19 protein-coding genes are annotated in these 19,109 nt (G+C 51.2%); 12 read left to right on the top strand and 7 right to left on the bottom strand.

Annotated elements, in window-relative coordinates; all coding sequences use genetic code 11:
- Positions 1-393: 393 nt before the first annotated feature.
- The 3 genes from T504_RS0111035 to T504_RS0111025 are packed head-to-tail and all read right to left on the bottom strand — an operon-like array spanning position 394 to position 3,992.
- Positions 394-2,289 (bottom strand): PTS fructose transporter subunit IIABC, encoded by a 1,896-nt coding sequence (locus tag T504_RS0111035; protein ID WP_033171138.1) that lies wholly within the window; start codon positions 2,287-2,289, stop codon positions 394-396.
- A 41-nt stretch (positions 2,290-2,330) separates the two neighbouring features.
- Entirely contained in the window at positions 2,331-3,239 is a 909-nt protein-coding gene (pfkB, locus tag T504_RS0111030) for a 1-phosphofructokinase (protein ID WP_033171137.1), read from the bottom strand.
- Between the two features lie 3 nt (positions 3,240-3,242).
- Entirely contained in the window at positions 3,243-3,992 is a 750-nt protein-coding gene (locus T504_RS0111025; protein WP_033171136.1) for a DeoR/GlpR family DNA-binding transcription regulator, read from the bottom strand.
- 337 nt (positions 3,993-4,329) lie between these two features.
- Between T504_RS0111025 and T504_RS0111020 the strand changes: the two genes are divergently transcribed.
- From T504_RS0111020 to T504_RS0110990, 7 genes are all read left to right on the top strand, one after another.
- Positions 4,330-5,205, top strand: a complete 876-nt coding sequence (locus T504_RS0111020) for a YitT family protein (RefSeq protein WP_033171135.1) — start codon at positions 4,330-4,332, stop codon at positions 5,203-5,205.
- Positions 5,206-5,233: 28 nt separating this feature from the next.
- The gene (locus T504_RS0111015; RefSeq protein ID WP_033171134.1) at positions 5,234-5,836 is read left to right on the top strand and encodes a hypothetical protein; all 603 of its coding nucleotides are present in this window, start codon (positions 5,234-5,236) and stop codon (positions 5,834-5,836) included.
- Positions 5,837-5,982: 146 nt separating this feature from the next.
- Positions 5,983-7,278 carry an O-acetylhomoserine aminocarboxypropyltransferase/cysteine synthase family protein gene (locus T504_RS0111010; protein WP_033171133.1) on the top strand — a complete coding sequence of 432 codons (1,296 nt, stop codon included), beginning with the start codon at positions 5,983-5,985 and terminating at the stop codon, positions 7,276-7,278.
- 147 nt (positions 7,279-7,425) lie between these two features.
- Complete coding sequence (locus tag T504_RS0111005) at positions 7,426-8,553, top strand: M48 family metalloprotease (protein WP_033171132.1); 1,128 nt, start codon at positions 7,426-7,428, stop codon at positions 8,551-8,553.
- 95 nt (positions 8,554-8,648) lie between these two features.
- Complete coding sequence (locus tag T504_RS0111000; protein WP_051635339.1) at positions 8,649-8,912, top strand: YhdT family protein; 264 nt, start codon at positions 8,649-8,651, stop codon at positions 8,910-8,912.
- Positions 8,905-10,425 carry a sodium/pantothenate symporter gene (gene panF, locus T504_RS0110995; protein ID WP_033171131.1) on the top strand — a complete coding sequence of 507 codons (1,521 nt, stop codon included), beginning with the start codon at positions 8,905-8,907 and terminating at the stop codon, positions 10,423-10,425. Before T504_RS0111000 ends, panF begins: the two co-directional genes overlap by 8 nt.
- 184 nt (positions 10,426-10,609) lie before the next feature.
- Positions 10,610-10,897 (top strand): hypothetical protein, encoded by a 288-nt coding sequence (locus tag T504_RS0110990; RefSeq protein WP_033171130.1) that lies wholly within the window; start codon positions 10,610-10,612, stop codon positions 10,895-10,897.
- A 289-nt stretch (positions 10,898-11,186) separates the two neighbouring features.
- Here T504_RS0110990 and T504_RS0110985 read toward each other — a convergent pair whose 3' ends face one another.
- The 4 genes from T504_RS0110985 to T504_RS0110970 all read right to left on the bottom strand — a co-directional run bounded on the left by T504_RS0110985 (position 11,187) and on the right by T504_RS0110970 (position 15,756).
- Positions 11,187-11,492: an AzlD domain-containing protein gene (locus tag T504_RS0110985; protein WP_033171129.1), complete on the bottom strand. Its 306-nt coding sequence runs from the start codon at positions 11,490-11,492 to the stop codon at positions 11,187-11,189.
- Positions 11,482-12,246: an AzlC family ABC transporter permease gene (locus T504_RS0110980; protein WP_033171128.1), complete on the bottom strand. Its 765-nt coding sequence runs from the start codon at positions 12,244-12,246 to the stop codon at positions 11,482-11,484. The genes T504_RS0110985 and T504_RS0110980 overlap by 11 nt, the downstream gene beginning before the upstream one ends.
- Before the next feature lie 144 nt (positions 12,247-12,390).
- A complete protein-coding gene (locus T504_RS0110975) occupies positions 12,391-13,761 on the bottom strand; it encodes an alanine/glycine:cation symporter family protein (RefSeq protein WP_033171127.1) in 1,371 nt (456 codons plus the stop codon).
- Between the two features lie 198 nt (positions 13,762-13,959).
- Positions 13,960-15,756 (bottom strand): MutS-related protein, encoded by a 1,797-nt coding sequence (locus T504_RS0110970; protein WP_033171126.1) that lies wholly within the window; start codon positions 15,754-15,756, stop codon positions 13,960-13,962.
- Positions 15,757-15,876: 120 nt separating this feature from the next.
- Here T504_RS0110970 and T504_RS0110965 point away from each other — a divergent pair, with 120 nt between their 5' ends.
- From T504_RS0110965 to T504_RS0110945, 5 genes are all read left to right on the top strand, one after another.
- A complete protein-coding gene (locus T504_RS0110965; protein WP_033171125.1) occupies positions 15,877-16,794 on the top strand; it encodes a hypothetical protein in 918 nt (305 codons plus the stop codon).
- A gap of 123 nt (positions 16,795-16,917) precedes the next feature.
- Positions 16,918-17,082, top strand: a complete 165-nt coding sequence (locus T504_RS0110960) for a hypothetical protein (protein WP_033171124.1) — start codon at positions 16,918-16,920, stop codon at positions 17,080-17,082.
- 73 nt (positions 17,083-17,155) lie between these two features.
- Positions 17,156-17,434, top strand: coding sequence for a hypothetical protein (locus tag T504_RS0110955; RefSeq protein WP_033171123.1), 279 nt, complete (start codon positions 17,156-17,158; stop codon positions 17,432-17,434).
- A 21-nt stretch (positions 17,435-17,455) separates the two neighbouring features.
- Positions 17,456-18,136 (top strand): hypothetical protein, encoded by a 681-nt coding sequence (locus T504_RS0110950; protein WP_033171122.1) that lies wholly within the window; start codon positions 17,456-17,458, stop codon positions 18,134-18,136.
- A gap of 15 nt (positions 18,137-18,151) precedes the next feature.
- Entirely contained in the window at positions 18,152-18,808 is a 657-nt protein-coding gene (locus T504_RS0110945; protein WP_033171121.1) for a D-sedoheptulose-7-phosphate isomerase, read from the top strand.
- Positions 18,809-19,109 lie beyond the last annotated feature (301 nt).

Below are 19,109 nucleotides of genomic sequence, written 5' to 3'. Positions count from 1 at the left end.
GCTTCATCCTCCGAGGGCGCAGCAATTCGTGCCGGCTCTAACCGAGGCGGCGGGGGCCCCAGTACCATAAGCGTAGCCTTGACGTTCCGCGTGAAGCAAGAAATTTTTGCCTGCGTTCTCGTTGGAAAAGCAGTTTCGTCCAAGCGAAGCGCGTTTAACTGTTTTCCAACTCTTAATTAAAAGGCAAAAATTTCTTGTAGCGGGTTGTCACCGGTGGAGCGTTGGTACTGGGGCCCCCGCCGCCGGCGATTTGTCTCGAACACGAACTGGGTACTGCTACCCTACAAACTGTAATTTGTAAAAAGTGCGTGGATAAATTAATAGAAGCCTCCATAAGGTCGATGAATCAACCTTATGGAGGCTTCTATATTTTATGTCAATATAAAAGGTTTATTAGTCTTTGATTGGCTTTTTGAGTACCGAGAGAACTGCACAGCCGACGATAGCGCCGACGAGGATTGCAACGAGGTACATGACCGGGTTGCCGATCGTCGGAACGACGAAGATACCGCCGTGCGGGGCGCGCAGCGTGCAGTCGAAGGCCATCGTCAGGGCACCAGCCGTAGCGGAACCGATAACCATGGACGGGATGACGCGCAGCGGGTCACCAGCTGCGAACGGGATAGCACCTTCCGTGATGAAGGACAGACCCATGACGTAGTTCGTCACGCCAGCTTTGCGCTCATTTTCCGTGAAGCGGTTCTTGAAGAACGTCGTGCAGAGAGCGATAGCGAGCGGCGGAACCATACCACCAGCCATGACAGCAGCCATGACGTGGAATTCGCCAGAAGCCAAAAGGCCAGTACCCGTAACATAAGCAGCTTTGTTGATCGGGCCGCCCATATCGACAGCCATCATGCCGCCCATGATGATACCGAGCAGGATGCGGGCATTCGGGTCCATGTTCTTGAGCGTTTCAACCATCCAAGTGTTCAGAGCACCGACCGGCGGAGCGATGACGAACATGCTGATGACACCGATGATCAGGATACCGAAGAACGGATAGAGCAGGACCGGCTTGATGCCGTCCAGGGATTCCGGCAGGCAGCTGAAGGCCTTCTTGAGGAAGTTAACTGCATAACCGCCAACGAAACCAGCGACGAGAGCGCCGAGGAAGCCCGAACCCGTCGTGCCAGCCAGTGCGCCGCCGACGAAACCGACAGCCAGACCCGGACGGTCCGCAATCGACATGGAAATGAAACCAGCGAGTACCGGCAGCATGAAACCGAAGGCTGCGCCACCGATATCTTTGAAGAATTTAGCAACCGGCGTGTTGGAACCGAAGTTTTTCGGGTCGATGGAATAGTCATCGAGCAGGAAGGCCAGGGCAATCAGGATACCACCGCCAACGACGAACGGCAGCATGTGGCTGACACCGTTCATGAGGTGCTTGTAAATCTGACGGCCGAGGCTCTCGCCTTCGACATCAGCAGCGCCTTCGGCTGCATCGGAGCCGTTTGCCTGGTATACCGGAGCATTGCCCGAAAGAGCGCGGTCGAGGAGCTCGTCGGCTTTGTTGATGCCGTCAGCAACCTTCGTGATGACGACGCGTTTGCCAGCAAAGCGGGCCATAGCGACGTTCTTATCGGCAGCGACAATGATGCCGTCAGCGGCAGCGATTTCCTCATCCGTCAGGATGTTCTTCGCACCGCCAGAGCCGTTGGTCTCGACTTTGATGCTGATGCCGCGTTTCTTGGCATGCTGCTCAAGGCTTTCGGCAGCCATGAAGGTATGAGCAATACCCGTCGGGCAAGCCGTAACGGCGAGAACCTGGATGTGGTCGGATACCGGAGCTGCCTCTTCTTCCTCAGCAGCAGCCGGAGCAACGAATTTGCCGTCTTCTTTGTCGTCGACGAGTTTGAGGAATTCTTCCTTCGTCTTAGCGGCAATCAGGGCCTCTTTGAAATCCGGGTCCATGATCATCGTAGCGAGCTTCGACAGGATGGCGAGGTGCTCATCGTTAGCCGAATCCGGTGCAGCGATCATGAAGAACAGGCGGCTCGGGTTGCCGTCCATGGACTCAAAGTCCATGCCAGCCGGAACCGTCATAGCAGCAAGGCCGGCTGCTTTAACACCAGCACTCTTTGCATGCGGCGTGGCAATGCCATCACCAAGACCGGTAGTACCCGAAGCCTCACGGGTAAATACATCTTTCGTGTACTGTTCCTTGTCGGAAAGGTTGCCGCCGGCCTCCATGAGGTCAGCCAGCTGATTGATTGCAGCGGCTTTGTCAGCCGGAGCTGCACCCAAAAGGATGCTGTCGCTCTTGAGCAAATCAGTAATTCGCATTATATTCTCTCCTTTGTATAAAGTATTTATGATAACTGTGGTTATGCGATGGTTTTGAGGAGTGCTTCAACTTCCGGACGCGTAGCGAGATTTTCGCTGAAAGCGGAAGCGGAACCGGTGGCAACACCCATGTGGAAGGCTTTTTCGAAGTCGCCCTCCGATTCCATGTAGCCCGTGATGAAACCTGCTACCATGGAGTCGCCAGCGCCGACGGAGTTGATGAGTTTGCCTTTCGGGGCCGGGCACTTGTAGGACTTGCCTTCTGCCGTCAGCAGGATAGCGCCGTCGCCGGCCATGGAAATCAGTACGTTCTGCGCACCTTTTTCCTGCAGTTTCTTGGCGTAGGTGATAATCTCTTCATCCGTCGTGAGTTTCACGCCGAACATGTCACCGAGTTCGTGGTTGTTCGGTTTGATAAGGAACGGATGATACTGCAGGACGTTTAAGAGCAGGTTCTTCTCGGCATCGACGACGATGCGGATGCCCTTGCCGTCAAGGCGGGCCATGATTTTCTGATAAATGTCATCCGGCAGCGTCTTGGGAATCGAGCCAGCCAGTACCAGCGTGTCGCCCTCCTGCAGTTTGTCGAGCTGGGCGAACAGTTCTTCGCGTTTTGCTTCGCTGATATCCGGTCCCTGACCGTTGATTTCGGTCTCGCAGTCTGCTTTGGCCTTGACGTTGATGCGCGAGAAGCCCTTCTCGAGCTGAACGAAGTCGCTCTTTACGCCGAAGCCCTTGAGCTGATCCTTGATTTCCTCACCCGTGAAACCGGCGAGGAAGCCCAGGGCCGTGCTCTCGTGACCGAGGTTCTTGAGCACGATGGATACGTTGATGCCCTTGCCGCCAGCTAAAACCTGTTCGTAGTTTACGCGGTTGATGGCACCAGCGGTGAATTTGTCCATGCGGACGATGTAATCCAGTGACGGATTAAAAGTAACCGTATAAATCATGAGTTATAAATCCCCCTCAATGATAGTAGTGTAGTCCCGATATTTCTTATCCTCCAGGCGTCCGGTGATGATGGAAGCACTGGAAATGTTCGCAAAGGTAATCGGTGAAATCTTGTTGAATTTTGACCGGTCGGCCAGAACGAAGGCATGGGTGCAGCGGGAAAGGGCCGCTCCCTTTATGATGCCCTCGCTGGAATCCGGAGTCGAAAATCCGGATTTGGTGCTGATACCGTTCGTGCCAAAGAAGCCCTTGGTGAAGTTATAGGAACGGAGGTTGTTGAGTGCCTCTGTTCCGACAACGGCTTCCGTGACGGCCTTGAGTTCGCCGCCGAGGATGAATACCTTGAAACCTTTAGCCGATAAGCGTGATGCATGGGGAAGGCCATTGGTCACATATACGGCACTGGTTTCCGTTATGAAGTCAATCATCCGGAGCGTCGTAGAACCAGCATCGATATAGACGAAATCCTTGCGTTTGATGAGACTGGCTGCCTTGCGGGCAATGGCAATCTTTTCTTCCGGGAAAAGGTCGCGCTTGGTCTTCATATCCTCTTCTGCCGAACTGTAATTGTTGTCGATAGAAGTAGCACCGCCGTAAACCTTGTAGAGGCGGCCGCTTTTGTGCAGCGCGGTAAGGTCACGGCGAACAGTGGATTCCGAGGCATCGAGTGCCTTGGTAAGGTCTAATACGGTAACAGCCTTTTTCTCTTCGAGAATGCGGAGAATCGTCGCATAGCGTTCTTCCGTAAGCATGTTGGCTATCACTCCTTATTTACTACATCATACAACTAAAGTCTGTCAAAGTCAATCAAAACCACGAATAACCATGCAAAAAAAATTATAAAGAATCGGGCAATATGGGAAAAGACAGGATGAAACGATAATAGTTGACCAAAGTCACGAATGTTGTTGGAATTTTATGCCGTAAAATGCACGAAGTTGGTTATAATGAGGAATACGCAGGCTCCCGTTCCGCTGGGAGGAAGGCGGGACTTTTGAGGAAAACGCTGCGGGGAAGATTTTGCCTGCGGAAAAATTTGAACATTTGCGCTATAATAATATAAGAAAGTAATTTAGGGAGTGTGAGTTTATGGTAGAAAAGAAGAAAATCGTTCAGCATCGTCCCAAGTCGTTTTACATAAAGAAGTATCTGACGATTCTCGTTGGTGCGTTCATTGCTGCGATAGGACTGGAATTGTTCCTGATTCCGAATGAAGTTATCGATGGTGGCATCGTCGGTATTTCCATCATGATGAGCTCGATTACGGGAATGTCTCTGGGGATTTTCCTCGTGGTGCTCAATCTGCCGTTCCTATATTTAGGATATAAACAGATTGGCAAGAATTTTGCCATTGCCACACTGATAGCGATTTGCTTGCTGTCCCTATGGTCGGCAGTATTTGCCTCGTTTCCAAAAGTTACGGATGACCCTTTTTTGGCTGCTATCTTCGGCGGAATTGTCGACGGCCTTGGTGTGGGGCTCATCATCCGGGCCGGTGGCAGTCTCGACGGCACCGAGATTGTAGCCATCATCATGGACAAGAAATCGGTGTTTTCTGTAGGCGAAGTCGTCATGTTCATCAACTTGTTCATTTTATCGGCAGCAGGCTTGCTCTACGGCTGGGATAAGGCGATGTACTCCCTGGTGGCCTATTTTGTCATTTCCAAGATGATTGATGTAGTCATCAAGGGGCTGGATGAATCCTACGCCGTCATGATTGTCACCAATGAACATGAGGAGATTACCTCAGCCCTCAATGATCGGCTGGGCCGTGGTGTGACGCTTTTGCACGGTGCTGGCGGCTATACGGGCGAGAGTAAAGAAGTGCTGTATTGCGTAGTCACCCGTCTGGAGGTGGATAAGCTGAAGGAAATCGTGCTGGAAAAAGATGAGAGTGCGTTTGTCACGATCAATGTCGTGCATGACATCGTTGGTGGACGGTTCAAGAAGAAGGCCATTCATTGACAATTTTGTCGGTAAGGGAGGGGATTCTATGCGACGGATAATCGTTATGGTCTTGGCGATGCTGTTCCTGCTGGTTGCGCAAGTGGATGCGGCTCAAAGGGTTCCCTTGCGGGTGGTGCAGCTGCCCTTGAAACTGGAATGCGGCATGCGTCCTTCGTCGGCGGTACTAGACAGCCTGGAAAAACAGGTGGATCAAAGCTTGCATGTGCCGCTGAATGGCACGCTTAAGGCAGTGGAATACATTCCTGAGGACGAATGCCTCAAGGCGTTGGATGAAATCGTATCGGCGGCGGGCAAGGGAGTCAAAGCCAAGGCAGTGGTAAAGCCTTTAGCTGAGAAACTGCAGGCGGATTTGGTGGTCATGCCGATACTGACTGGGTATGAACAGTATACGCGTATGAGTTTTCGCTGGAGCCGTGGAATTATGCTCCATAGTTATGCGGCGGTGCAGATTGTCGGGTATGACCGCCAGAGTGATGAGGTTTTCCGCAAAGGAGCATCGCGATGGTTCGATGACGAATATTCGGCGGCTGGTGAGGTATCACAGTTGGCGCGGGAGGCCATGGATGCCGCCCTTCGCGATGCGGCCATTCACGAACGGGTAGGAAAATGGAAAACGAATGTTAAATGAGGGGAAACAGGATTTGGCATAAATGTGCTAAAATCCTGTTATTTTTTTACAAAAAGTATTGACACTTAACAAAGTTACAGCTATAATGTAAACATATTAATCAGATATGTTTACGAAAATGGTAATTAAGAAAAGAGGTCATCATCATGAGTGAAGAGAGAAAATATCATTTTGAAACGCTGCAGCTTCATGTTGGTCAGGAGCAGGCTGACCCAACAACAGATGCTCGTGCTGTTCCTATCTATCAGTCCACGTCGTTTGTCTTCCATGATTTCCAGCATGCAGCGGATCGCTTTGCTCTGAAGGATGCAGGTTATGTTTACGGCCGTCTGACGAATCCGACGGAGGATGTCTTTGCTAAGCGCATCGCCGCTTTGGAAGGTGGCGTAGCTGCTGTAGCTTTGGCATCGGGCGCGGCTGCGGTAACTTATGCTTTGGAGGCACTGGTTCATTCTGGTCAGCACATCGTTGCCGCTACGACAATCTATGGCGGTACGTACAATCTCTTTGAACACACTTTCCCGAACTATGGGATTGAGACTACATTTGTCGATCCGACGAAGGGGGTTGAGGTATTCGAGGACGCCATCAAGGATAATACGCGTGCCGTTTACATTGAGTCCATCGGCAATCCGAATGCGAACCTCATTGATATCGAGGCCGTGGCAGCTATTGCGCATAAGCACAATATCCCGCTGGTCGTTGACAGCACGTTTGCGACGCCGTATCAGCTGCGTCCGTTGGAGTATGGTGCCGATATTGTCGTCCATTCGGCGACGAAATTCATCGGCGGACATGGCACGACGCTCGGCGGTGTCATCGTTGATGGCGGCAAATTTGACTGGGTGGCCTCGGGCAAGTTCCCACAGTTCGTCGAGCCGAACGAGAGCTATCATGGCATCAGTTTTGCCAAGGATGTCGGTGCGGCAGCCTTTGCAACCTATATCCGCACGCTGATCCTGCGCGATGAGGGCGCTACGCTTTCACCGTTTAACGCCTTCCTGCTCTTGCAGGGCACCGAGACGCTGTCACTGCGCGTTGAGCGCCATGTAGAAAATGCGCTCAAGGTTGTTGACTATCTGGCCGCCAATCCGAAGGTAACGAAGGTCAATCATCCGGCTCAGGCCAGCCATCCGGATCATGCGCTTTACCAGAAATACTTCCCGAATGGCGGTATCTCGATTTTCACCTTTGAAATTAAGGGCGGTGAGCAGGCTGCCGAGAAGTTCATCAATCATCTGAAGGTATTCAGCCTGCTGGCTAATGTTGCTGACGTCAAGTCGCTCGTCATTCATCCGGCTACGACTACGCATAGCCAGATGAACGAGGAAGAGCTGGCTGCCTCTGGTATCACGCATTCGACGATTCGTCTCTCCATCGGTACGGAGCATATCGACGACATTCTGTATGACCTCGATCAGGCATTTAAAGCCGTTGATTAAAGTTCATTTCTTACCCCTAAAGTCCCAGCTGCCTGCCGGTGGCTGGGACTTTTTTTGTCGAAATTGCTATTTTTTTGTTGACCTATGGAGGGATTACGCTATAATGGGCTTAGGATTTTGATAAAGGGACTAAATGGAGGAAAACTAATGGATTGGAAAAAAGCATCGAAAAAGACCATCATGGCAGTTGTGCTGGCAACGTCCTTTACGGGCGTCAGCATGGTGGCCCAGCAGCCAGCTACGGCAGAGGCGTTTTCTTTAGGCAATTTGGGAGACCTGCAGGGAATCGCCCAAATGGGCCAGCAGTTTGCTGAGGCCAAGGCGAAACTCAGCTCAGAGGTTGATATGCTGAATAAAACAGAAGAAGGTAGTACCTATTGGATGAACTATTTTCAGCAGCAGTATGGCGTCGACAACGACCCGGCTATGAATCGGCGGCTTACGAATATGATGCAGGTGATGACGGCAGCTATCCGCCAGGTGGATTCCTCCATCGATGACAAGCCGTACCGCTATTTCCTGAATCCGGATAAGAGCTTCAATGCCTTCTGCGGTATGGGCCATGTGATGTCCGTCAACCGCGGTGCCTTTGAGCGCGTTTCCTGCGATGATGAGTTGGCTTTTGTCGTCGGTCATGAGATGGGTCATGGACAGAAAGACCATACGGCGAAGAGCATCTTGAAGAGTGCCGATAAAAAGCTGCTGGCTCAGATTGCCTCCCAGTCCCTGGGCGGAACTCAGCTAACCGATACCATTTGCCAAATGGGCATGAATATCAGCAAAGCTCATTCGGATAAGGGCCGTGAGTGGGAAGCGGATAATCTTTCCTGGGAATACATGACGCATACGAACTACAACCTCGGTGCCGGAGCTGCTGTTTGGCAGCGCATGCTCGAGGAGTATGGCGACAATGCGCAGCGGGGCCTGAACCTCTGGTTCAATCCGTCCGACCATCCGAATCATGCGGCCCGCCGTGACAACTACGTCAAGAAATTGGAAGCGTACAGCGGCAAACATGTTACGGCAAAGAATGGCGATGTTTTCGTAAATGGCAAGAAATTCGTAACGCCGATGGCCCAGGAAAATATCAGCTCGGAAGAGCGTTCGTATCTGGTCATGGGCAATCTGGCCCGGGCTTACCATGACGGTCAGAACAAAAATGCCGTAACGGTGAAGGGCAATACGGTTATGATGGGCAGCCAGGCAATCCTGACGACGAATGCGGATGACGAATCGGCACAGACGTTGGCAGATCGTTTGAATTCCATAAAGTAAAAGGAAATCTTGCATAAGAAGCCTCTTCTGAGGTACACTTGTAAGTGTTTGACGGTACGCATGCGAAGATGCGACTGTACAGAAGGAGGATTCTTATGTCAGAGTATGAGAAATATCAGCAGATAAAGCGTGAGGCACGGTGGACCGGCCTCGCGCTTTTTGTGCTGATTTTGTTTTGGATTTTTGCGGGCTTTGGCCTGTCGGGGCTTCCGGGAGAGGTGCTGGGAATGCCGGTTTGGGCGTTGACTTCCAGCGTTGGCGTCTGGTTCTTTGCGATTTTACTCGTGAAGCTTTTGACCGCACTGGTCTTTAAGGACATGGAACTCGATGCGGAAAAGGAGGCTGAGCAGCATGAATAACGGCAATCTGGCAGCTTTGCTGCCCCTGCTTTCATTTATGGCCATTATGGTGGGCATTGGCATCTATGTGCGGCGTGTGCAGGCCCGCGGTTTTGCCAATAACTTTGTACAGCAGTATTTTATTGGCAATCACGACCTCAGCGGTTTTGTACTGGCCATGACAACAGTGGCTACGTACAGCTCGGTCAGTTCTTTTGTCGGAGGGCCGGGCATGGCCTGGCAGATTGGCTTTGGCTGGATATACATGGCGGTCGTACAGGTAACGGCTATCTTTCTTGTCCTGGGGATATTCGGCAAGCGTGTCGCTATGTTGTCAAGGAAGTTCGATGCCGTTACGGTCGTGGACATCATTCGCGAGCGGTTTCAATCGGATGGGCTGGCCAGCATGGCAGCCTTTATCATCGTCTTGTTTTTCTGTGCGACGATGACGGCACAGTTTGTCGGCGGTGCTAAGCTATTTGCTGCGGTGACTGGCTATAGCTATGAGATGGGATTGCTGCTCTTTGGCCTGGTGGTCGTAGCGTATACGAGCATCGGTGGCTTCCGGGCGGTAGCCCTCACGGATACCTGCTGTGCGGTCATGATGATGATTGGCATCGTACTGCTGTTATACTATGTCCTGCAGGCTGGTGGCGGCTATACGAATATCATGGCCTCGATCCATGCCAATCATCCGGAAATGCTTGAACCGCTGTCGGCCGGTCACATGCCGGTAGGCCTTTATCTCACCCAGTGGATTCTCGTGGGTATTTGTACGATTGCCCTGCCGCAGTCTGTAGTTCGCGGCATCAGCTATAAGGATACCAAAAGCCTTCACCATGCGATGATTATTGGCACGATTGTGGTTGGTTTTATGAATATCGGGATCAACTTCACGGGTATCCTTGCTCATGGCGTGCTCACCGACAGTCTGCAAAGCTACGGCGGCGTGGATAACATCATCCCGAAGACCATTGTCACGGCTATGCCGCAGGCTTTGGTAGGTTTTGCCATCATCGGTCCGTTGGCGGCGTCGATTTCGACGATTTCAGGACTGCTTATCGTGGCAGCATCGGCCATTATCAAGGACGTTTACCTGCATGAACAGCAGAAAAAAGGCATCGTGCCGACCGTAGGCAAGCTGCGCCTGCTGTCGATGTCGGTTACGGCGGCGATTGGCGTTATCGTCTTTGTCATTGCCCTTACCCCGCCGAGCCTTATCTGGATTATCAACATGTTTGCGTTTGGCGGTCTGGAGACGGCGTTCTTTTGGACGCTGCTCTTAGGCTTATTCTGGCGGCGGGCCAATAAACTCGGTGCGATCCTTTCCATGGGAGGCGGCACGCTTGCCTATTGCCTGACTCAGGGAATGGGCCTAAAGTTCATGGGCCTTCATCAGATTACTATCGGCATCACGGTTTCGTTGCTGTTTTTCCTGCTTGGCGCTTATGTGGGCAAACCGCAAGACCGTCAGGTCCTGGCAAAATTCTTCCCCGAGAAGCCGGAAAAGAAAGCAGCGGCTGTTTCAAAATGACATAAATCTTGATTTATTGCTTAATATTGTGTTTTTTTTACTGTTTTTTTGAAAAAGACTGTGATATAATACATTTTGCCTTTAGGACTTATGGGGTAGAATAGTACATAAGTCTATTATGTATTAAGGATAGATTGATAGAATATATTTATTGTTAAAATTGTTACGTGGAGGGAGTAGCAAAATGGTTGTGGCAGTCAACAACACAACGGATAAAATATTTAAATTTAAAAAAGGGAAATATAATCTTAAAGAAAAAGCTGTTTGGAAATCGAAGACAGCTTTTATCGAAGATACATTAGAAGTAATCATTAGCGAGTCGGCGCATCTTGAGGCGTCGGTATATGCCAAATGTTATTACGATATCAAACTGAAACGCAGTGAGATGGAAGATCGTTATGTTCTGTCCTATGACGATGCTGTTCGTTATTGGAAAAATTACTGCGATGCCCGGGTTTATCAGATTGCATGATCCTGTTGGGCCTTGAGGATAAGATCTAGCAGGTAAAAGGGAATGCGAAAATTCCTTTATATTGACATAAAGTATGGAAGCCTCCATAAGTTAGATTGATTCATCTAGCTTATGGAGGCTTTTTTGAATTTAGCAACGTAGTTTTTACCAATTACAGTTTGCAGGTCTCATTCGAAGCAACTCTTCGCAGTGCTACCCCCTCCGAGGGCGCAGCAATTCGTGCCGACTCTAACTGGGGCCCCCGCCGCCGGCGACTTACCTCGAACACGAACTGGGTATATGCAGTTATTCAGCAAACGAGTTCGACCAGGAACACGGTCAGACAACAGGCGGCGGAGACTTTAAACAGGCTGGCACCATACCAGGAAAGGGCGATGCCGGTAAATAAGGCTAAAAGGCCGGATCGCGGGGTCTGGGTGGCATCCATGATGGCAGGAAAGGTCATGACCGCCAGGGTTACATAGGGGACGTAGTAGAGAAATGAGCGTAGAAAACGGTTTTTTATCTGCCGGCGGATAAGGGTTAGTGGCACGATGCGGATGGCTAGTGTGACAACGCTCATAATGAGTAGATAGAGGTAGATATCATGCTGCATGGTTTTCGTCCTCCTCTGGTTTATCGGTCAGGTCGTTAATGGGAAAGAATACGGCGCCAATCCCAGCGAGCAGCAGGGTAAGCAAAATCGTACGGGTACCCGCGGTGAGTTCTTTTAATCCTGGCAGATGGCCGCAGGAAAAACTCATGAGGAAGCTGGCGAGGACGAGAAATCCTACAACGCGATTATCGCGAGCGGGGGGGATGATGACCCAGAGGAACATGCCGAAGAGTGCTACGGATAGAGCGCTAACCGCCGATGGTGGGAGTAGGTTTCCGGCAATGACTCCCAGTGCGGTACCGATAGACCAACCCGGCAGAGCAACGGCCATGGCTCCGTAATTGTAGAAAGGATTGAGTGGCCCTTTGCGGGCGATGGTGATGCCAAAAATCTCATCGGTGATGTCAAAGCCGACCAGGACGCGGTGAAGAAGCGGGGTATCGGTGGCAAATTTCTGGCTGACCACACAGCTCATAAGCATATAGCGGGCATTGGCAATAAGCGTGATGATAGCCATTTCAAGATAGGGGGCGTCACCCGCGATGACGGTAAACGCCGCGTATTCGCCAGCAGAGGCATTGTTGAAGAAGCTGGCGAGAAAACCTTGAAATGGATCGAGCCCTGCATTTTTGGCGGCAATTCCAAGGGTGAAGGAAACGACGAAATAGCCAAGTGCGATGGGGAGGCCATCGTGGATGCCTTCAAAGAAAACATCCCGGCGGCTTTTGGCAAGCGGTAATGATGTGACAGACATGTAAAGCCCTCTTTCTAAGCATAAGTGTATGCCTACTATTGTATGGCGAAGCGTGAGGTTTGTAAAGATGTAAAGAAAAACAATCAAAAAAGCTCGCTGACATTACGGTTAGTCAGCGGGCTTTTATAGTATGGGAAAGGAAAATTAATTCATGGCCTCTTTAGCATTTTTTTTTGCGTCTTCTTCGGCGAGGTAGCTCTTCGTCTCAGCGACGACTACACCGGAGAGGGCGATGAGGGCAATGAGGTTCGGGATTGCCATGAGACCGTTGACGATGTCGGCGAGAATCCAGATGGCTTCGAGTTTGAGGAAGGCACCAGAAGCAATCAGCACGATGAAAATCAGACGGTATGGCATAACGCCCTTCGTACCCATGAGATAGATGCAAGCGCGTTCGCCATAATAGTTCCATCCCAGGATGGTCGTGAAGGCAAAGAGCGCGAGGGCAATCGTCAGCAGCTGGCTGCCGACGAAGCCATAAGCACTGGCAAAGGCAGCACTGGTCATAGCGGCACCGGCCGCATCCCCCTGCCATACGCCCGTGAGGACGAGGGCAAGACCCGTCATGGTGCAGATGATGATGGTATCGATGAACGTACCGGTCATCGAGATAAGACCCTGCTCGGCCGGGTGTTTGGTCTTGGCGGCGGCAGCGGCAATCGGAGCAGAGCCAAGGCCGGATTCATTGGAGAATACGCCGCGGGCAATACCGTTCTGCATGGCCATCATAATCGTGGAACCTGCAAAACCGCCGGCAGCAGCCGTGCCCGTGAAGGCACTCTCAAGAATCAGCGAGACAGCCGCCGGAACAGCATCGAGATGCATGACGATAAGGCCGATGCTGATGAGAATATACATGACGGCCATGAATGGGATGACACGGGAGGCAACTTTAGCGATGCTCTGCAGGCCACCAATGGTGATGGCGGCGATGAGAATCGTCAGCAGGACATCGGTTGCGAGTTTCGGAACGCCAAAGGAGATTTCGAAACTGTCGACAATCGCATTGACCTGCGGGAAGGTACCGATGCCGAGATACGCGACGAGAATCGTAGCAACCGCAAAGAACGCCGCGAGCGGTTTATATTTTTCACCCATGCCGTTGCGGATGTAGAACATCGGACCGCCGGCGATTTCGCCTTTTTCATCAACGGAACGGTATTTGACGGCGAGCAGGCCTTCGGCGTATTTGGTTGCCATGCCGAAGAATGCGGCCATCCACATCCAGAAGATTGCCCCCGGGCCGCCGACTTTGACGGCCGTGGCGACACCGACGATGTTACCGGTACCGACGGTAGCGGCCAGGGCAACGCAGAGCGCTTTGAAGCTTGAAACATCACCTTCGCCGTGATTCTTGGCTTTGAAGATCAAGCCCAGTGCTTTGGGCAGGCGGAATACCTGCAGCAACTGCAGGCGGAAGGTCAGGTAAATGCCAGTGCCTACCAACAGCGTGATGAGTGGGGGACCCCACATGAAGGAGTCGATGGCATTGAGTACAGGGATGAATGATTCCATGAAATGTCCTCCTTAAGGGAATAAAATAACAGAAGATGTCTCTTGTGAATATACAATGATATACGAAATTAAGACAATAACTATATTAGCACATCTGTGGACATTTGTCTCGGTTTTTTTGTAAAAAAAACCGAACTGACCGATTTTATGCGGAAAGTTCGTATTTTTTCGTGTTTTAGACGAATCCTTGGCAAGGATTTATTCCGGACTTAAAATACCGGCCATGCGCAGCAGATATTGGGCGTTGGTGGTCTGACAGCGGCCTGGTTTCAGCTTGTAATCAAACTTGATTTTGTTTTCTTCATAGTACTCTTCAAAATGACAATTTGTTACAGGGAGGTCATTGGGAGATTTTAAATCACAGAGTTCGAAATCATGGGTGGTGACCAAGGTGATGCACCAGGCACGGGTCAGCTGTTTGATGGCCTCGCGGGCACCGATGATGCGGTCTGCCGAATTGGTACCTTTAAAGATCTCATCGATGCAGATGAGCATAGGAAGCTGGCGGTGGCTGAATGTCACCATTTGCTTGATGCGCAATAGTTCCGCATAAAAGGTAGAGATTCCCTGGGACATATCATCGTTTACTTGAATGGAAGTGAAGATGTGAAGCGGCGTCAGGGAAAAGAAACGGGCGCAGACGGGAGCACCAGCATAGGCGAGGACAACGGCGCCGGCCAGTGTCCGCATATAGGTGGTCTTGCCGCTCATATTGGAGCCAGTGAGGATACAGGTGCCGGCCCCGAAGCTGGCATCATTGGGAACGGCCTTGTCTTCAGCCAGGAGCAGGGAGGTAAGTTCCTGGGCTTCAAGGGATGGCTGGCCGGCTTTTAGTTCCGGGAAGGTCCACTGGCTTCTGGTTTGTCCGATGGTGGCCAGGGAAAGCAGGACTTCGAATTCGGACCAGATGTCAATCCATTCGCGAAGGTTTTCTGCTGCGGTATCATGCCAGTGGGCAAAGCGGGCGGCCATATGGCAGTCCCAGAGAAGCAGGGTGTTCCCCAGCAGGGCGAAAAAGAAGTTGCGGGTGAGGGCCACTGCATCCGTCAATTTGGCCAGTTGGTGCAGGCTTTGGCTGGCTTGGGTGGTTTGCAGCCGCTGCTGCAAGCCAATAAGAGCCGCTGCTTGGAATTTTGCTCGTTCCAGGTCGCGAAAGAGGGCTTCGTAGAAATGAAGCTCATGGGTAAGGTGATTCAAAGGGGCCAGGGTCAACTGGTTGTGCTGATGAAAGACCATGGCCAGTAGGAATTGCAGTCCCAGCAGCAGGCCGGGGATGGTCCAAGTCAGCAGGTCAAAGACTGCCAAAAAGAGGCTTAAAAGGGTGATAAGGGGCAGTATCCAGGCCGTCCGGTAGCGGACGATGGCGTGGCTGGCCTGGGAAAGCGGCGCTTCGATTTCCGATAGCAGTTCCGTGGTGTCGTGCCGGTCAGGAAGCTGAGCGGCTTTGGCCAGCAGCTGGAGGCAGAAGTCCTTTCGCTGGATGAGTTCGGCGACGGATTCCTGTCGGGCCAGGATTTTGGTACGGCTTGGCGGTGTTGTGACTAGTGCCGCCGCCAGCCGTTTTTTACCCCGCAGGGTGCGAGCGCAGGAAAGGTATTGATAAAAGGAAGCCGGCCCAAAGAGATGCAGGTCGGTGGCCTGGGGCTGGTCTTTGGGCTGCAGGGAGGCGCCATCATCGGCAAAGTTTTTCCAGTCACCGTTAAAGCGGCTGAGAAAATCCTTGACCACTTGAATATGGCAGGCGTTAAACTGTTGGTTGGCTTTGATGTGGCTGTGACGGCGGACCAGCAGGCAGAAGGCTAGCAGCAGGAAACAGCCGGCAATCGTGCCCGCAATCTGGCCGTCATAACCGGCAGCAAAAGAGAAAACAAGCAGGATAAAGACGGCGGTGCGCAGAGCCGTAAGACGGCTGCTTTGCCGGTCTAAATCTTTGGCTGTCGTTAAATCTTTTTCGTATGTGGATTTATAGAATGCATAGTTATCGGACGTTGGCATCAAAATCAATCACCTCACAGGAATTTATAACAATTTTATTATACCATGATAGAGGTGGCAAAAAATTAATGGAGAATTATTTATATGGTAAGTAATGAGTGGAAAGAGAGGGATTTTTCTATGATAAATGGTAAACGCTGGTTAATGGCGGCAGGTTTGGCCCTGTCCGTGGTTTTGGGTGGTTCGTTTGCTCAGGCGGCGCCAACGGATGAGGCAAAGGCGCAGTTTTGTCAGGAGTCGTTGTCGTTAGTGGATTATGACAAGGGACAGCTGTCGATCGTGGCAGATATAAAATCGATGGTCAACTGTCATTACGAGTCGGAGTTTTATTTTTCGGCAAAGCCCCAGATGGCAGGCAAGGGAACCGTAACAATGACTTTGGTGGCACCGAATCAGCCTGCTTCCCTGGAAAGTGAATACTACCTGCAGGAAAATGGCGAGGAGTTGGTCGTCTATTTCAAAAATCCGGACAGCAGCTGGTCAAAATCCGCCATGAAGATGTCGGCGGATCAAAAGAAGTTGTATTTGGAGAACAATAAGGAATTGATTCAAGCGTCACTGGATACGGTAAAGACCGTCGAATTCGGGGCGAAAGCTGGCGATAAGCAGAGTTATGTTGTCACCGTGGATGGCGAAAAGATTATGCCGTATTTTGCCAAAGTGATGAGTTTGGCTGGCCGTGATCAGGAATCGATGCTGGCCATGTTAAGGCCGGTCTTTGAAAATATGGGGGATTATACGTATACGGTAGAGATTGACCGGGCTAGGCATATCGTTACCGGCATGCAGATGGATTTGTCGGCCCCAATGCGCAAAGTGGCAATGGCAGGCATCGATTTATCCAAGTGCAGTCCGGAGCAGGTAAAGCAGATAAAAGATATTGTCAATAATAGTACGCTGACCATTACCATCAATTCGGAGCCGCTCGCTAAGGTGCCGGATTTGAAGGTTCCCAAGCAGGTCGTGCGCACGGCAAAGCCAGTTGAGGTCGATAAGGTAACCGGACAGCAGGCTGGGGAAAAGGCGGCAAGCAAATAATCGCTGGCGAAAATAGCGGGCAGGCAGTCCGGGGGGAGTCCGGACTGCTTTTTCTTGCATGGATGGACAGAAAACGTTAAACTGATATTAATGGATGCAACGAGTTAGGGAAGGGCAAAGAGCATGAAGGAAAACAACACGGAGGCAATGGCGCGGCTTCAGCAGAGCATCGACAACATCGAAAAAAGGATGCGTCTTGACTCCAACGATCTCGATTACGAGACCCATCTGCGGCAGAAGCGCCAGCTGCAGCAGATTTTAGACCGCATGAAGGCTAGAAATTCATAAAATCTCAGCCGATTTTCAGCTAAGGGAATTATGATATAAACATCAAAAGGTCAAAAGAAAGGATGAACCTAAAATGTCGCAACGTATGACAATGGATGAAGTACTCAAGGAGTATGGCGTTCCACAGATTAAACTGGATGTTCATGCTACCCGCAGTGAGCTGTTGAAGCTTCGGGAAAAATTGATGGCAATCCGCGATTTATCCAATGGCCGGGAGCAGGGATATCTGGATATTGACTGCAAACTTTATATCGATGTGGATGATATTGACCGCTATTTAGCGGGAGAGCTCGATACAGTCGGGGAGATTTATGCATTCCCTGAGGATATAAAGTCTTACGAAGAAGAATAAGGATTAAAGGAGAGCTATTATATGAAGATGAAGAAAATGGCAGCGGCTGTTATGGCAGGCTTGCTGGTAGCGACAGCAGTACCGGTTGTTACGGCGGTAAGCTTCGATCAGGCATCGGTTGCTTATGCGGCCAAAGGCGGTGCCAAAGTGGGCGGCGGTGCAAAGTCGGCGCCGAAGGCAGCGGCGCCGAAGGCTTCGACGCCTGCGAGCAACAGCAAGTCGGTATCGGGCAATGGCGAAGGATATAAACCCTCCAAGAATGCCAAGGATTTGGATAAGACGGCCCCGGCTGCTAACAGTAAGAGCAATACGGCTGCGAGCAACAAAACGCAGAGTGGCAGCCGCTGGGGGAGTGTCATGCGCAATATTGGCCTCTTGGCCGGTGGTATGATGCTTGGTCATCTGCTTTCGCAGATGTTTGGAATGGGCGGCGGACTGCTCGGGGATATCCTGGGACTCGTGATGAATGTCGTTATGTTCCTGGCTGTCATCATGATTTTGAAATGGCTTTGGAATAAGTTCCGCAGCCGTAAGGGGGAACAGAATGTTTACCGTTCCGGTATGCGTGACCTCAATATGCGTCAGGATATCAAGGATGTAACGCCGAAGGCACCGGCAGAGCGTATGGAAATTCGCGACATCCGCGGACCTGAGTCAGGCTATGATGCAAAAAATACAGCGGATAAGTACCGCAATCGTTAAAAGGAGTAAGGAATCTTGATTAAGGAATCGACAAAACAGGCCGTTTATGAACTCATTCGCCGCTATCCGGCCCTTTCGGTATGTGAGGCGGATTTGCTGGCAGCAGTAGAGGTGATTTGCGACAGCTATCGTGCAGGGCACAAACTCATCGTCTGCGGCAATGGCGGCAGCGCTTCCGATGCCGAGCATATCGTCGGTGAGCTTATGAAAGGCTTTTTGTTGCCGCGTAAGCTCGGAAAAGATATGGAAGCTAAGATGCGTGAGGTCTGCCCCGATGAGGCGGATTATTTCATGGAAAATCTGCAAGGTGCGCTTCCGGCTATGTCGATGGTCAATCAGGTGGCACTCAACACGGCTTTTGCCAACGACCAGGCACCGGATCTTTCGTTTGCCCAACAGCTTCTTGGCATGGGCGATGCGGGGGATGTACTCGTGGCAATCTCTACCTCTGGCAATAGTACGAATGTCATTTATGCCCTGCAGATGGCTAAGGTAAAGGGCGTTAAGACCGTGGCGCTCACGGGCAAGTCTGGTGGCAAAATCAAGAGCCGCAGCCTGGCTGATGTATGCATCTGTGTGCCCGATGATGAAACGTTCCGCATCCAGGAACTTCATCTGCCGGTATATCACATGCTCTGTATTGCGGCCGAAAATGAATTTTTTGGGGAATAAATGGAATTTGAGACCTGCTGACGCAAAAGTCGGCAGGTCTTTTTCCTACGCAAATTACAGTTTGCAGGGGAGTAGTACCGAGTTCATGTTCGAGGTAAATCGCCGGCGGCGGGGGCCCCAGTACCAACGCTCCACCGGTGACAACCCGCTACAAGAAATTTTTGCCTTTTAATTAAGAGTTGGAAAACAGTTAAACGCGCTTCGCTTGGACGAAACTGCTTTTCCAACGAGAACGCAGGCAAAAATTTCTTGCTTCACGCGGAACGTCAAGGCTACGCTTATGGTACTGGGGCCCCCGCCG

This window comes from Selenomonas sp. ND2010 (assembly GCF_000702005.1).
GTDB lineage: Bacteria > Bacillota > Negativicutes > Selenomonadales > Selenomonadaceae > Selenomonas_A.
This window is presented reverse-complemented; position numbering and strand designations above follow the sequence as displayed.

Bases quoted from the DNA above. Each gene is read 5' to 3' on its own strand.
- T504_RS0111035 (WP_033171138.1), bottom strand. From the start codon at position 2,289: ATGCGAATTACTGATTTGCTCAAGAGCGACAGCATCCTTTTGGGTGCA.
- pfkB (WP_033171137.1), bottom strand. From the start codon at position 3,239: ATGATTTATACGGTTACTTTTAATCCGTCACTGGATTACATCGTCCGC.
- T504_RS0111025 (WP_033171136.1), bottom strand. From the start codon at position 3,992: ATGCTTACGGAAGAACGCTATGCGACGATTCTCCGCATTCTCGAAGAG.
- T504_RS0111020 (WP_033171135.1), top strand. From the start codon at position 4,330: ATGGTAGAAAAGAAGAAAATCGTTCAGCATCGTCCCAAGTCGTTTTAC.
- T504_RS0111015 (WP_033171134.1), top strand. From the start codon at position 5,234: ATGCGACGGATAATCGTTATGGTCTTGGCGATGCTGTTCCTGCTGGTT.
- T504_RS0111010 (WP_033171133.1), top strand. From the start codon at position 5,983: ATGAGTGAAGAGAGAAAATATCATTTTGAAACGCTGCAGCTTCATGTT.
- T504_RS0111005 (WP_033171132.1), top strand. From the start codon at position 7,426: ATGGATTGGAAAAAAGCATCGAAAAAGACCATCATGGCAGTTGTGCTG.
- T504_RS0111000 (WP_051635339.1), top strand. From the start codon at position 8,649: ATGTCAGAGTATGAGAAATATCAGCAGATAAAGCGTGAGGCACGGTGG.
- panF (WP_033171131.1), top strand. From the start codon at position 8,905: ATGAATAACGGCAATCTGGCAGCTTTGCTGCCCCTGCTTTCATTTATG.
- T504_RS0110990 (WP_033171130.1), top strand. From the start codon at position 10,610: ATGGTTGTGGCAGTCAACAACACAACGGATAAAATATTTAAATTTAAA.
- T504_RS0110985 (WP_033171129.1), bottom strand. From the start codon at position 11,492: ATGCAGCATGATATCTACCTCTATCTACTCATTATGAGCGTTGTCACA.
- T504_RS0110980 (WP_033171128.1), bottom strand. From the start codon at position 12,246: ATGTCTGTCACATCATTACCGCTTGCCAAAAGCCGCCGGGATGTTTTC.
- T504_RS0110975 (WP_033171127.1), bottom strand. From the start codon at position 13,761: ATGGAATCATTCATCCCTGTACTCAATGCCATCGACTCCTTCATGTGG.
- T504_RS0110970 (WP_033171126.1), bottom strand. From the start codon at position 15,756: ATGCCAACGTCCGATAACTATGCATTCTATAAATCCACATACGAAAAA.
- T504_RS0110965 (WP_033171125.1), top strand. From the start codon at position 15,877: ATGATAAATGGTAAACGCTGGTTAATGGCGGCAGGTTTGGCCCTGTCC.
- T504_RS0110960 (WP_033171124.1), top strand. From the start codon at position 16,918: ATGAAGGAAAACAACACGGAGGCAATGGCGCGGCTTCAGCAGAGCATC.
- T504_RS0110955 (WP_033171123.1), top strand. From the start codon at position 17,156: ATGTCGCAACGTATGACAATGGATGAAGTACTCAAGGAGTATGGCGTT.
- T504_RS0110950 (WP_033171122.1), top strand. From the start codon at position 17,456: ATGAAGATGAAGAAAATGGCAGCGGCTGTTATGGCAGGCTTGCTGGTA.